The organism is Aminipila terrae (assembly GCF_010120715.1).
Lineage (GTDB): Bacteria > Bacillota > Clostridia > Peptostreptococcales > Anaerovoracaceae > Aminipila > Aminipila terrae.
Genome location: NZ_CP047591.1, coordinates 589,134 through 602,499, shown reverse-complemented (window position 1 = coordinate 602,499; position 13,366 = coordinate 589,134). Strand labels below are relative to the sequence as shown.

The window sequence follows — 13,366 nt, the reverse complement described above, 5'->3', positions numbered from 1 at the left end:
AACAAATGGTTTGTTATAAGCCCATCAGCTCTTTAAATGGGCCTCGTTTTACAGGAATTAAGACTTTCATGAGATTGCCAAACATACAGACAACAAAGGACGTTGATTTTGCGATTATTGGAATTCCCTTTGATACTGCCAGCACTTTTCGGACAGGCTCCAGATTTGCACCAGCAGCTATAAGGGATATGTCAGTGACTATCAGGTCTTATCATTCAGGTTTCGGATTAAATATACCAGATATACTATCAGGGGTTGATTTAGGAGATATTAATATTGTACCGGGATATATAGAAGAATCTTATGAAAAAATAGAGCAAGGGATGCAACCTATCGTGGATGATAATGTGATACCAATTTCAATAGGGGGAGATCATTCTATTACATTAGCTGAACTAAGAGCAGTGGCAAAAAAACATGGACCTGTTGCGCTTGTACAATTTGATGCACATATGGACACGATTGATTCTTATCTGGGGGAAAAGTACAGTCATGCCACTTCCTTCAGGCGGGCATGGGAAGAGGGGCTGATTGATACAAGCCATTCTATACAAGTTGGAATAAGAAGTAACTTTAAAACATTTAAAGATATCGGATTTAAAGTGATTACTGCAGATATGATACGAGAGCAGGGGCTTGAAAGTGTGGGAAAACAGATTAGAGAAAGAGTTGGAGAGAAAAAAGCTTTTTTAACTTTTGATATTGATTTTGTTGATCCAGCATATGCACCGGGGACAGGAACCATGGAAGTTTGTGGGTTTACAAGTAGTGAAACCTTATATTTGCTCAGGGAGACTAAAAAAATAAACTTTGTTGGATTTGACCTGGTTGAAGTGATTCCTGCCTATGACCCTAATCAAATCACCTCATTTTTAGCAGCCAACATTATTCAGGAATTTTTAGGGCTTATTGCTTTAAATAAGGTTCACAGCAAAAAGGAAGAATTAGAAATATAAGATAAGCTAAAAAAGTAATGGGAATGGAAGGAATCACAAAATAAAATAGAATAACTTGGATACCCCTCTCATATATTGTATCAGTATTGTACGGAAGGGGTATTTTTTATGGAGAATTTGAACATATATGAAAGTATTTGGGAAAGGACGCAGGGCGACATTTATGTTGGCATTGTAGGTCCTGTCAGAACCGGTAAATCAACTTTCATTAAAAGATTCATGGATTTGCTTGTAGTGCCTAACATTGATAACACATATGTAAAAGAGCGGTTGCAAGATGAATTGCCACAGAGTGGTGCTGGTAAAACCATTACAACTACAGAACCTAAGTTTGTACCTGCGGAGGCAGTTCCTTTTCAGTTGGAAGGAAACATGAATTTTAAGATGCGTATGGTAGACTGTGTTGGATATATGGTACCTGGAGCACTTGGGCATATTGAAGAAGGTAAAGCACGCATGGTAAGTACCCTTGGAGTGCTAATAAAATGCCTTTTGAAGAAGCAGCAGAGGTAGGAACCAGAAAAGTAATACGGGACCATTCGACTATAGGTATTGCTGTAACAACAGATGGAACTATAGGAGATATAGACAGAGAAGCCTATCTGGGGGCAGAAGAACGGATTATAAGAGAGCTAAAGGAACTGAAAAAACCGTTTGTTGTAATTGTAAACAGTACTGAACCATCAGGTAAAGCAGCCAGTGAAGTAGTGGAAAAACTAAAAAACAAGTTTAATGTGCATGCCAGAGCAGTAAACTGTGCTAAAATGAGTGAAGCTACTGTAAAGGAGATTCTTACAGACGCATTGATGCAATTCCCGGCTTCACAGATTAATTTCTATTTCCCAGGATTTGTGGAAGGACTTACGAAAGAGCATTGGATTAAAGCGGCAATTATATCTGGAATTAAGGATTGGATTAAGGAACTGGATAATGTTGAACAGGTAAAACAGTCCATTGGTACCCTGGAAGATGGACAGTTGATTTCAGGAATTACCATTACAAATATGGATCTTGGAACTGGAGATATAGATGTCCAGGTTGAAATGGTAAGTGGTCTGTTCTATAAAGTTGTTGAAGAGATGATGGAACAGCCAGTTAAAAATGACTATGAATTCTTTGAACTTTTGAAAGAGTTTGCAGCTTCTAAAAAGGCATATGATAAATTGAAAGATGCCATGGTACAGGTGGAAGAAAGCGGATACGGAATCGTTCAGCCTAAACTGTCAGAAATGGTTCTGGATGAACCGGAGATATTTAAGCAAGGAAACAAATATGGTGTTTGTCTGAGAGCAAAAGCACCGTCCCTTCATATTATTAAAACTAATATTTCAACGGAAATTTCTCCGATTGTGGGAACAGAAAAGCAGTCTGAAGACCTGGTCAAATACTTACTTACTGAATTTGAAAGTGAACCATCAAAAATCTGGGAAACTAATATATTCGGAAAATCCCTGCAGGAAATGGTTACAGAACAGATGGAGAATAAATTGTCAAATGTTCCTGACCACATCAGAGGTAAAGTGCAGAAGTCCCTTCAGAAAATCAGTGATGAAGGAAAAGACTACTTTATTTGCATAATATTATAACCACTAAAAAAAGCACGTTATTATTTATATAGGTTAAATCCTAAAAAGATACTGTATTTACGGATATAGTATCTTTTTTATTATTGTTTATAATTTTTAATGGATGGTAAAATTTATAATAACCATTATAAAAAGCGTACTCCTTTTAAAAAGGAATATGCTTTTGGGATTTAATTATTTATTCTCAATCAACATCTTCAGGAGCATTCAGTTGGATAATATTTGCTTCGTAACCAATAGCTTTTAAATACTTTACTAGATCTGGAGATTCAATGAAAATTGTTTTTTTATTTGTATTTGGGTGGAAACTCATTCTTTTCTCTGGCATTATTTCCTTATCAAAATATACCTTTATATCATGGTCTTCGTTGTTTTGAAGGCCAAATGGTGAGACAACTCCAGGAGGAAGCATCATTTTTTGAAATAAGCTATCTGAAGATGCCATTTTGACCTGCTTTTCGCCTACAATTTCCTTAAACTGATTCATATCTAGTCTTTTCTTATCATCCATAATTAGAAGATAGAAGGCTGTTTTCTTCTTATTTGTTAAAAACATTGTTTTTGTTCTAACACCTTCAATTCCTTCGATAAAGCTGTCTGCTTGTTCTGTAGTTAATGCAGGTTCATGTTCCACTATTTCAAAAGTAATCCCTAATTCTTTCAACTTCTCGTCAACTTTTGTATACAAATCCATATTTAAAAGCCTCCTAAATCGTATATTTTTCAAATAGGATACTCTATATTTAGGAAAAAGTAAACAAATGAAATCATAATTACTAAATCAATTGGGAATTTAAAGAGAAAGTAATAACAGCCAACAAAACAAAAAAAGCATATATCCATTTTATATGGCCTATGCTTTTTTGTAATATGAATAATCACTTCCTGACTCATCTGTTACTGCACGGTTCTTCGTTAAACTCTGACCTTCTTTAAAATATTAATAACATCATCCTTTTTTAACACCTTTCCAAAGGACACCACCTTTCCGTCTATTACAAGGGCAGGGGTAGTCATTACTCCATATGAAGCAATTTGTACAAAGTCAGTCACATGGTCAATGGAAGTATCCATGCCAAGTTCTTCAAGAGCCTCCTTTGTTGCAGTTTCGAGCTGATTACATTTTGCACATCCGCTGCCAAGAACCTTAACAGATGAACCTGCTGTTTTTTTGATTTCTGCGGCAGCCATTGTTTCTGCATTGCAATCACCACCACAGCAACAGCTGCTATCTTCTGCAGATACTTTGTGCCTGTCAGAAGAGCAACCACAATCACAATTATTTTTAACTTCCTTGTTTTTACCAAAACCAAACAATCCCATCATTAAATCCTCCTTAAACAAATAAAAATGAAAATGCATTAAAGAAATAACCATTAAGAATAATACCAACTGATACAATGCTTACAAATACCAGCAGCAACTTAGGTTTTACTGCTTTACGAAGCATAATCATAGATGGTAATGATAATGTAGTAACCGCCATCATAAATGAAAGAATTGTTCCCAGGCCGGCACCTTTTGCAAACAAGCTTTCTGCCACTGGAATGGTTCCAAAAATATCCGCATACATTGGAATTCCTACAATAGTAGCCAGAATAACAGAAAACGGATTATTGCTGCCAAGTATCGTTTCAATCCATACCTGAGGAATAGCATTATGAATGACAGCTCCAATACCTACGCCAATGAAAATATATGGGGCTACTTTTTTTACAGTTGCTAGAACTTGTTCTTTAGCATATATACGACGTTCCTTTTTTGTGAGTTCTGGGCTGTCAATGTCTACATTTCCGGCAGATTTAATAAACTCCTCCACATATTTATCCATGCCAAATTTTTCAATGAGTGTGCCTCCGATTACAGCAATGATAAGTCCAATTACCACATAAGCGAGAGCAATTCTGGTTCCAAATATGCTCATAAGTAAAACCAGTGAACCAAGATCAACCATTGGTGAAGAAATGAGAAAGGAAAATGTAACTCCAACAGGAAGTCCTGCACTGCTAAACCCAATAAAAAGAGGAATGGAAGAACAGGAGCAGAAAGGAGTTATGGTACCAAGTAAAGCAGCAAGCATATTTGCTGTAATTCCATGAAACCGACTTATAATCCTTTTAGTACGCTCTGGTGGAAAGTAGCTCTGAATATATGAAATGATGTAAATAAGAATCGATAATAAGATAAAAATCTTAATCGTATCATAAATAAAAAACTGCAAACTGCCACCTAATGTTTTGTCAAGGTCAAAGCCTAAAGCAGAAAGGCCTTTCCCTATAAGGCTGTTAATCCATTTCATTCCCAGTATTTGATTCTGAAAAAAAAGCCAGATACTTTCAATTATTTTCATAAAATCCCCTCTTTTATACATTGATATTTCTAAAATTATCGATATGTTGTTTTGATGAAAAGCCATCATAAAAAGATGGCCTTACTATCAACAGCAATCACTGCTATTTCCATTTATTTTAGTAAGTTGATTCAGTAGTACTTTGCATGTTCACTACCTTGGATATTGATGGAATAGTGTATCCATTTGCCTTCCTTACGGCCCTGCACAATCCCTGAATCACATAAAATACGCATATGGTGGGATAGGGTTGACTGGCTGATATGTAAATCCTCCAGTAATCTGCAGGCACACTTTTCACCACTTTGCAATAACTCTAATATCATTAAACGGTTTTCATCGCAAAAAGCTTTAAATACCTTTGCATTTTCCTGGTATACGTTACCCAATTCATCCACCCCTCATTTGTATCAATTATATGGTTATTATATGCATTAAATCGAAAAACGTCAATATGTTATTTGGCAAATTTTTAAATCAAAACATAATTAAAGCCAGCATCCTGAGACGCTGGCTTTTGGAGATATATTTTTATTCTCCTATTTTACCTATTTTTCTTGCATAGTGTCCCCAGCATTCTGTTATGATTCTCCGTGCTGCAAACATGGAAGTTAAAGATGGATCCAATTCTGGGGCCACTTCAACAACATCAAATGCAATGATATTGAGTTTGTTAAATAAAATGTCAAGCAATTCAAGGAGTTGCCTGCTGTAAAGGCCGCCAAACTGAGGAGTTCCAGTTCCTGCAGCAAAGGCAGGGTCAAGGCAGTCAATATCAAGGGTTATGTACACTTTATTAAATTTGCTCATTTTAGCCACAACATCCTCTGCAACTTTTTCAATACTAAGCTTATGGCAGTTGAATGCACTTTGCACATTAATATGATTTTTTTCTTTAAATGCGAATTCATCTGGTTCAATGGATCGTATGCCTACGAAGTACAAATTATCAGTACCTGAAATATTTTTTAAATCCAAAGCTCTTCTTTCAACAGAACCGTGGGAGAGGAAATCTCCATTAAGAGTGTCACACAAATCAAAATGTGCATCAATATGAATGATGCCGAATTGCTCATCTAAAGCTCTGTCTATGCCAGCTTCAATGGGAATGGTTACAGAGTGATCTCCTCCCACAGCAGTAAAAAAGATATTATTTTTTACCAGATGGCATACATAATCTGTAATCTCTTCAAATAGTTCGTCTCTGTTGTTGCCCTTGAAGTCTCCCGCATCGTGTACATTTAAACGGGCAAAACTTTCAAATTGCTCGGTATATGGGGTTGAGCAAAACGTATTTTCCCTTAACACGGAAGGCCCTTTTGATGCTCCTGCACGATAACTGACTCCTTTGTCAAATGGAATCCCAAAAATAACTAAGTCTGACTCTTTTTCAGACATTTCCGGGTGATTTAAATTACACCATGCTCCACTGTCTTTTGCAAATTGATCTTTTTCTAACATTTCATTACCTCCATTTTATTATAATTTTAGAATACACTTTCTTTATTTAAATAATCAATTTTATCTAAAGGTATCATTTTTGTTTTGTATTTAATCTTATAAATAAAATATGGTACAACAAATAATACCAGACATAAATTAATTGAAATAACTGAGAACCAGTCGATGGTATCTCCTGTAAAGAGTACGATATCCTGGCCGATTACAATAATGCCAATGGCGCACATGGCAAAAATCGGACCTGATGGAAACCACTTTGCTGTATAAGTAAGGTTTTCCAGTTTATATCCCTGAATGATATAGCCTCTTCTGAATCGGTAATAACAAATTGTAATAACAAGCCACATTAAAAACCCATTCAGAGCAGACATATTCAACAGTGTTAAATAAATCTTTCCTGATCCAACGAAGGAGCTCAGGAAGCATAAGCACCCGAATACAGCAGAACACAGGATTGCAGCAACCGGTACTCCTTTGTTATTTGTCTTTGCAAATAATTTAGGGGCTTTGCGTGAATTTGCCATGGCAAACAGCATTCTGGAAGTTAAGAAAAGTCCCGAATTTGTCACCGACAGTACTGCAACCAGTACAATAGCATTCATAAGATGGGCAGCAAAAGGAATACCAGATTTTGACAGAAGGATCGTAAATGGACTTATTGCTACATTGTCAACACTACTATTTAATAAATTTGGATTATCATAAGGAATCACTGTACTTAAAACAAAAGTAGCTACAATATAAAAAATAATAAGACGCCATATAATCTGTTTCACAGCCTTGGGTATATTTTGTTCTGCATTTTCCACTTCACCCGCAGTAATTGCAAACATTTCTGATCCGATGAAAGCAAATCCTGCTACTAGAAATACAGAAAACATCCCAGAAATTCCACCAACAAAAGGCGCCTCACCAACAGTGAGGTTATAGGTGCCTGTGGCCTGACCACCCAGAATTCCAAATATCATTAAGAATCCAACAATGATAATTATGATTACAGAGCCCACCTTAATAGATGACAGCCAGTATTCTGTTTCACCATAACCTTTAGCTCCAATCAGGTTAATAGTCAGCAACACTGCTAACAGGGATGCGCTCCACACAATACTTGGCACAGCAGGGAACCAAAATCCCATAAGGATTGCTCCTGCCTGCAATTCCACTGCAATTGTAACTGCCCATCCAAACCAGCTGTTCCATCCAACGGCAAACCCAAATGCAGGGTCTACAAATTTAGTAGCCTGTGCTGCATATGCTCCAGAAACTGGCATAAAGGAAGTCATTTCAGCTAATCCGGTCATTAAAAAATATACGATAACTGCTATGATTGCATATGCAACCAGTGCACCTCCCGGGCCTGCGCCACCTATTAAAGCCCGCTGGCCAGAAACAGTCCCGTTCCAATACCACCACCTAAAGTAATTCTAGATAACTGCCTCATGGTTATCTGCCTTTTTAATTGTCCTTTATCAGACAATATAGTCACCTCTTTTCTTTAATTAAGCTATAAAATGCAAATGTTAATGTACGTACAACAGATAATAGTGCAATTCACGTGCCATCCTAGCTATAATTAAATAATTTTCCAGTTTTGCTGTGACATACAAGGTTTTTTCTAATTTCTTTTCAACAAGAAATTACGAACTTTAATCAAAAAAGCAAAAAACAAAATCCTTTGCCTGCAAAACGCAAAAAATTTTGTTTTTAATTTTAATTTAAGTGATATTTCATTATTTTATACTGGAGTGCCTGTCTGCTGGTGCCAAGCAATCTTGCAGCATTGGTTACATTACCGCCTGTCTTCAGAGCATTTCTGATGATTTCCTTTTCATATTCCTCCACCATCTGGGCTAAAGGCAGGTCAAAATGCCCAGAATTTATCATAATGTCCCCAGGTTCTTTAGTTAGATGCTTATTACTATATAAAATCAATTCTGGAATATCATTTAAAGTAATGGTTGTACCTGAAATAAAGTTGAAAGCATATTCAATAGCATTTCGGAGTTCTCTGATATTGCCGGGCCAATCATAATTCATAAATGTTTTTTCAACAATATCGCTTATTCCTGTGATATTTCTGTTGCTTACCTGATTAAACTGATTAATAAAATATTTAGCCAGGAGGGGATATCCTCTCTGCGGTCCCGCAGGGGTGGAATATGAATTTGTATCACACCGAGGCGGTAAAACAGATCACTGCGTAATTCATTCCTTTGAATCAGATCAATGGGTTCCTGGTTCATTGCTGATATAACCCTTACGTCCACTGTTTTTTCTTTATTACTTCCAATTCTCCTGAATTTTTTTTCTTCAATTGCTTTTAATATTTTTCCCTGTAAGGAAATATCCATGGAATTAAGCTCATCCAGAAATAAGGTACCATGATCCGCCAGTTCAAACAAGCCTTTGTGATCTTCTGCACCGGTATAGCTTCCTTTTACTGCGCCGAATAACAAGCTTTCCAAAAGATTCATGGGAATGGCAGAGCAATTCTGTGAAATAAATGGTTTTCCATTCCTCTTGCTATGAGTGTGAAGGGATTGTGCAATCAGTTCCTTCCCAGTTCCTGTTTCACCTATAATCATGACTGAAGAGTCATTTTCAGCAGCCTTTCTGACTTTTTCTTTTAGCAGTTCCATCCTACTGTTATTTGTTATGATATTATCCAGACAGTATAACCCTTTGCTGGAATGCATTTTCTGTGCAGGATTTTCCTTTTTCAGGGGTATTCCATCAATAGCCAACAACACGCTGCCTTCAATTGCACCGATAATTTCGTTATTATATTCGATGGGATAGGTGGAACTGAAAAAAGTAAAGGAACGACCATTTAAATCAGTCAGTGTCTGCCTTTCATCCACGATGGGCACCCTGTTTTCATAACACGAAAGTGACTACTGGTTTCTTCTGAGAGCGAAGGATAAACTTCCAAGACGTTTTTTCCTGTATAACCTTCATTTTTTATGCTGTTATCCTGAAAATCAAATCTTGCGGAGTATTCCACAATTCCGGCTCTGTTGGTTATCAGTAATGCATCTAATTTATCATATATACTAGCCATAAATTCAATATTTTTTACAAACATTTTCCATAACCTCATTTTTTAAATGTCTTTAGAAATAGTATTTCTGTTAAGGAATTTACTTTTTAACATTATAGCATATTAAAGCGCAAGTCTGATACAAAATTACCGGGCAGTTTTAGATGGTTCAGATTATTTTCTAAAGAACAATTATGTAAAAATATTGAACTTTTAAAAATAGATTGATAAAATGAAAAGGAAAAAGATATAACTAAGATGAAATAAGGAGACTGAAATGACTTTAGAACAAAATCCTGTTGAAGAACACGAAAACGAAGATGTATGGCTGATTGTAAAATTGAGAGAACAAAATTTTGCTGTGAACTGCCAGAACGTTTTAGGGATATTCAGGGCTGATATGGAAACCACACAGATGGCCGGGTATTCCAGTTACGTAAGGGGAGTAATTGATTTCAGAGGAGCGGTGGTACCTCTTTTGGAATTAAGGAATGTACTTGGAGTCATTTCTTTTGAGCAGGAACATGAGGAATTCTGTGAAATGATGGAGTTGCGTAAAGGTGATCATGAAAGATGGGTTCAGGAACTGCAAAGGTGTGTACATGAAGGAGATGAGTTTAAACTGGCTACAGACCCCCATAAATGCGCCTTTGGAAAATGGTATGATCATTATCACAGCAACAATCAGTCGATTTTATTTGATTTAAAAAAGATAGATGAACCTCATAAAAATCTGCATGCTACAGCAGAAAAAGTTTTTGCGTGCAAAGATATGCAGGATGCAGAAAAACGCGGCGAAAAGCAGGAACAACTCATGAACCAGGCATCACAGGAACTTATGCCCAAAATATTACAGCTGATGGATGATATGAAGGACCTGTATAAGAGTGGATATAAGGAAATGTGTGTGGTGATTTCAAATGAGCAGAATAAAATGATGGGACTCTTAGTAGATGAAGTGAACTCGGTTGAATCTTTACAGACTGTGGAATCAAAAAGTTTATTTGATTCTGCATTTTCCAGTTCTTGCATTGACCATGTAGCCAAATCGGTACATATCAATGGGGAAATATTCGTTCTGGATAAAGAGGCTTTATTTGGAAAGTTATTTTAGATATATAAGGGAATATTAAAAAACTGTTTTAATCTGTTAGATTGAAATAGTTTTTTTACTTTATATTAGTTTTACTATAGACTTTACTGTTTTGTAGAAAATTGGTATAATATAAATTGGTTTATACTAGAAAAAAGGAATAATAGGATGAATAATAGCAGAAGAACAAAGAGTTTAGTATTTATATTACTTAATTTAATTTTTATAGTAATTTTTATAACAGGATGCAGTAAGTCTGAAGAAAATAAGATTAATGAATTAATAAAAGTTGACGATAATCATTATAGGATAGAAATAGCAGAGGATAACAGTCTGGTTGTAAGATTGCCGGAGGGAAGACCCCGGGTGCCACAGTTGAAGTGTAAAGGGGCAGATGTAGTACAGGCAGTATTTCCTGATGGATGTAAAGATGCTCTGGCAAAAGTCCATACTGATAACCAGTATTATGTGATACATTTCATAAAAGACGCTTCTCTGGGATTTGAACTGCAATATGATGACAGGTATAAGTTTATTCCTAAAACAATTGCAGCCAACAAGTTTTCCAGTAGCAATCCTAAAGTGGCACAGGTAGACAAACTGGGAAATGTGAAAATCGTAGGTGTCAGTGATGATGGTGCAGTTATTACTGCAACAGACGGTGAACACGATGAAAAACTGGTTATAAGCAGAACCGTAAAGGCACCCCTGGATATCTATCTCATAACGGGTCAAAGTAATGCTTCATATTACTATGCCGAACCTGAACTGGCTACGGTAACGAAACCAGGGACAGCATATCATTACAGTGAACTGGTAGGAGGAGTGGAGATCTGCTCCATGAATGATGAAAATGGAGCTATGCAGCGTGGTAATCTGGAAGCTTCTTTTGGTAAAACCTTATATGATTTGACTGGCGAAAAGGTTTTAATGGTAAATGCAGGTGTAAGTGGCAGAAAGATGGAAACATTTTTGCCTCTTAATGGGGAATCTTATCAATATATAAGTAAAGTATGGCAGATTATACAACGGTATATCAATGACGATAAATTCCAAAGCCGTTACGAACCCCGTATAAAAAGCTATATCTGGGCTCAGGGTGAATCCGATCCGGACACAGACATTGGAGTATACAAGAACGATTATATGAGATTGCATGAAATGTTAATCAGTCCTGACTATGGGTTTAAATATGGATTTATCATAAAAGTTAGGACCATTTTCCCAAATTCTGCTGAAGCTCAGGAGGAGTTGGCCAGTGAAAATAAGGATATTGCTATAGCAACACGATCATCAGATCATTTCACCGTGGAAAACGGTAAAATGCGGTTTGATAATCTGCATTATTCACAAATAGGGGACAATCTACTGGGTGAGGAAACAGCCAGAACTATTGTCAAGGCATATACGGAAGGTATTGATTCTGTAACTGGTAATTACTGATTTTAAAGGGAAATATATAAATTAATTTATTATTTCTTATGAAAAGTGCATAATATGAACATGAATACTTTATATGATAAAAAACAAAGAGCCACGTTAATTGTGGTTATAGTAACCTCTTTTATAACAACATTTACGGGAAGTGCATTGAATTTATCTGTTCCGGCTATTGGTTCAGAATTTAGTGTCAGTGCCTGTTTAGTGGGGTGGATAGTTACCTCCTATATGCTGGCATCAGCAGCATTTTCAGTGCCATTTGGCAGAATTGCGGATATCACGTCCAGGAAAAAAGTATTAGTCGCAGGTATTTTTATTTTTGCATTATGTTCTCTTGCGTCAGCTTTTGCCTGGGATATAAAAATAATCTTAACCTTAAGAGCACTTCAGGGTTTTGGAGCTGCAATGATTTTCAGTACAAATATAGCAATGCTTATCAGTGCATTTCCTGAAAACTCCAGGGGGAAAGTTCTGGGGTATTCTACCGCATCAACCTATATCGGACTTTCAGCCGGGCCTGTTATAGGAGGATTATTTAACCACTATTTTGGCTGGCGTTCTATATTTATTCTGACTTTTGCAGTAAGTGCTGCAGTGTTTATCATAGCAGCAAAGAATCTTCCTGCAGACAAGAAAAAAGCCGAAAAAGCCGATAATGATTTTGTAGGAAATGTGTTTTACATTACAATGATTGTTTGTTTCCTATATGGGTTGTCTGCTTTTTCCACCAATATGCTTGCAAAGATTTTGTTACCCATTGGCATTGTTGCAGGCATTATATTTGGTAAATACGAATTAAAGACTAAAAATCCAATTGTAGAATTAAGGTTATTTTCAGATAACCTGTCTTATACATTTTCAAATATAGCAGCGTTGCTTAACTATGGGGCAACTTTTGCTATTAGTTATTTATTGTCAATTTATTTACAGGTAGTCATGGGATATAATTCTCAGTCTGCTGGTATTATTTTAGTGGCACAGCCAGTAATAATGGCGTTGCTGTCCCCTTATGCGGGGAAATTGTCAGACAGGATTTCGCCATTTAAGTTAGCTTCCTTTGGCATGGGACTGTGTTCGGTATGTTTATTGTTTTTCTCTTTTTTATCAGAGAAATTCCCACTATGGAGTATTATTACAGCTTTAGTTGTAGCTGGTGTTGGCTTTGCATTTTTTTCATCACCTAATACAAATGCAGTCATGGCATGCGTAGAAAAAAGGATTATAGTGTGGCCTCTTCTATATTGGCAACCATGAGGACCATAGGCCATACTTCCAGTATGGCGATTGTAACTTTTGTAGTGGGGATCAATATGGGAGCCACAGCTTTATCTGAAGCAGAACCTCAGGTGTTAATAAAGACAATGCATATGTCTTTTATTATATTTACTGGAATTTGTGTTATAGGAACTTTTTTTTCTTTAAAAAGGAAGTAGTGGACAG

At 36.4% G+C, this 13,366-nt stretch carries 15 protein-coding genes and 1 pseudogene; 7 read left to right on the top strand and 9 right to left on the bottom strand.

Annotation, left to right across the window (positions count from 1 at the left end; genetic code table 11):
- Positions 1-5 precede the first annotated feature (5 nt).
- The 3 genes and pseudogenes from speB (Ami3637_RS02755) (at position 6) to Ami3637_RS02750 (ending at position 2,542) form a co-directional block, all read left to right on the top strand.
- Positions 6-956 (top strand): agmatinase, encoded by a 951-nt coding sequence (gene speB / locus Ami3637_RS02755; protein ID WP_162361213.1) that lies wholly within the window; start codon positions 6-8, stop codon positions 954-956.
- Between the two features lie 108 nt (positions 957-1,064).
- Positions 1,065-1,714 (top strand): annotated as a pseudogene (locus tag Ami3637_RS19050) (stage IV sporulation protein A); the annotation flags it as partial.
- Positions 1,715-1,720: 6 nt separating this feature from the next.
- On the top strand, positions 1,721-2,542 hold the full coding sequence (locus Ami3637_RS02750) for a stage IV sporulation protein A (RefSeq protein WP_408609062.1): 822 nt from the start codon (positions 1,721-1,723) through the stop codon (positions 2,540-2,542).
- A 184-nt stretch (positions 2,543-2,726) separates the two neighbouring features.
- Here Ami3637_RS02750 and Ami3637_RS02745 read toward each other — a convergent pair whose 3' ends face one another.
- From Ami3637_RS02745 to Ami3637_RS17230, 9 genes are all read right to left on the bottom strand, one after another.
- A complete protein-coding gene (locus Ami3637_RS02745; protein WP_162361212.1) occupies positions 2,727-3,236 on the bottom strand; it encodes a prolyl-tRNA synthetase associated domain-containing protein in 510 nt (169 codons plus the stop codon).
- A 221-nt stretch (positions 3,237-3,457) separates the two neighbouring features.
- Entirely contained in the window at positions 3,458-3,868 is a 411-nt protein-coding gene (locus Ami3637_RS02740; protein WP_330586788.1) for a thioredoxin family protein, read from the bottom strand.
- A gap of 10 nt (positions 3,869-3,878) precedes the next feature.
- Positions 3,879-4,892 (bottom strand): permease, encoded by a 1,014-nt coding sequence (locus tag Ami3637_RS02735; protein ID WP_162361211.1) that lies wholly within the window; start codon positions 4,890-4,892, stop codon positions 3,879-3,881.
- A gap of 131 nt (positions 4,893-5,023) precedes the next feature.
- Complete coding sequence (locus tag Ami3637_RS02730; RefSeq protein WP_162361210.1) at positions 5,024-5,281, bottom strand: ArsR/SmtB family transcription factor; 258 nt, start codon at positions 5,279-5,281, stop codon at positions 5,024-5,026.
- A 142-nt stretch (positions 5,282-5,423) separates the two neighbouring features.
- Positions 5,424-6,353, bottom strand: coding sequence for an agmatinase (speB, locus tag Ami3637_RS02725; RefSeq protein WP_162361209.1), 930 nt, complete (start codon positions 6,351-6,353; stop codon positions 5,424-5,426).
- A 26-nt stretch (positions 6,354-6,379) separates the two neighbouring features.
- Entirely contained in the window at positions 6,380-7,723 is a 1,344-nt protein-coding gene (locus Ami3637_RS02720) for an amino acid permease (RefSeq protein WP_330586906.1), read from the bottom strand.
- 340 nt (positions 7,724-8,063) lie between these two features.
- Positions 8,064-8,426 carry an AAA-type ATPase lid domain-containing protein gene (locus Ami3637_RS17240; RefSeq protein ID WP_456298127.1) on the bottom strand — a complete coding sequence of 121 codons (363 nt, stop codon included), beginning with the start codon at positions 8,424-8,426 and terminating at the stop codon, positions 8,064-8,066.
- Between the two features lie 11 nt (positions 8,427-8,437).
- A complete protein-coding gene (locus Ami3637_RS17235) occupies positions 8,438-9,214 on the bottom strand; it encodes a sigma 54-interacting transcriptional regulator (protein ID WP_243158090.1) in 777 nt (258 codons plus the stop codon).
- Positions 9,193-9,438, bottom strand: coding sequence for a hypothetical protein (locus Ami3637_RS17230; RefSeq protein ID WP_243158089.1), 246 nt, complete (start codon positions 9,436-9,438; stop codon positions 9,193-9,195). The genes Ami3637_RS17235 and Ami3637_RS17230 overlap by 22 nt, the downstream gene beginning before the upstream one ends.
- A 232-nt stretch (positions 9,439-9,670) precedes the next feature.
- Here Ami3637_RS17230 and Ami3637_RS02710 point away from each other — a divergent pair, with 232 nt between their 5' ends.
- The 4 genes from Ami3637_RS02710 to Ami3637_RS17225 all read left to right on the top strand — a co-directional run bounded on the left by Ami3637_RS02710 (position 9,671) and on the right by Ami3637_RS17225 (position 13,359).
- A complete protein-coding gene (locus Ami3637_RS02710) occupies positions 9,671-10,507 on the top strand; it encodes a chemotaxis protein CheW (RefSeq protein WP_162361208.1) in 837 nt (278 codons plus the stop codon).
- Between the two features lie 147 nt (positions 10,508-10,654).
- Positions 10,655-11,929, top strand: a complete 1,275-nt coding sequence (locus tag Ami3637_RS02705) for a sialate O-acetylesterase (protein WP_162361207.1) — start codon at positions 10,655-10,657, stop codon at positions 11,927-11,929.
- A gap of 60 nt (positions 11,930-11,989) precedes the next feature.
- Complete coding sequence (locus Ami3637_RS02700) at positions 11,990-13,180, top strand: MFS transporter (RefSeq protein WP_243158088.1); 1,191 nt, start codon at positions 11,990-11,992, stop codon at positions 13,178-13,180.
- Positions 13,177-13,359, top strand: coding sequence for a hypothetical protein (locus Ami3637_RS17225; RefSeq protein WP_243158087.1), 183 nt, complete (start codon positions 13,177-13,179; stop codon positions 13,357-13,359). The genes Ami3637_RS02700 and Ami3637_RS17225 overlap by 4 nt, the downstream gene beginning before the upstream one ends.
- The last annotated feature ends 7 nt before the right edge of the window (positions 13,360-13,366 follow it).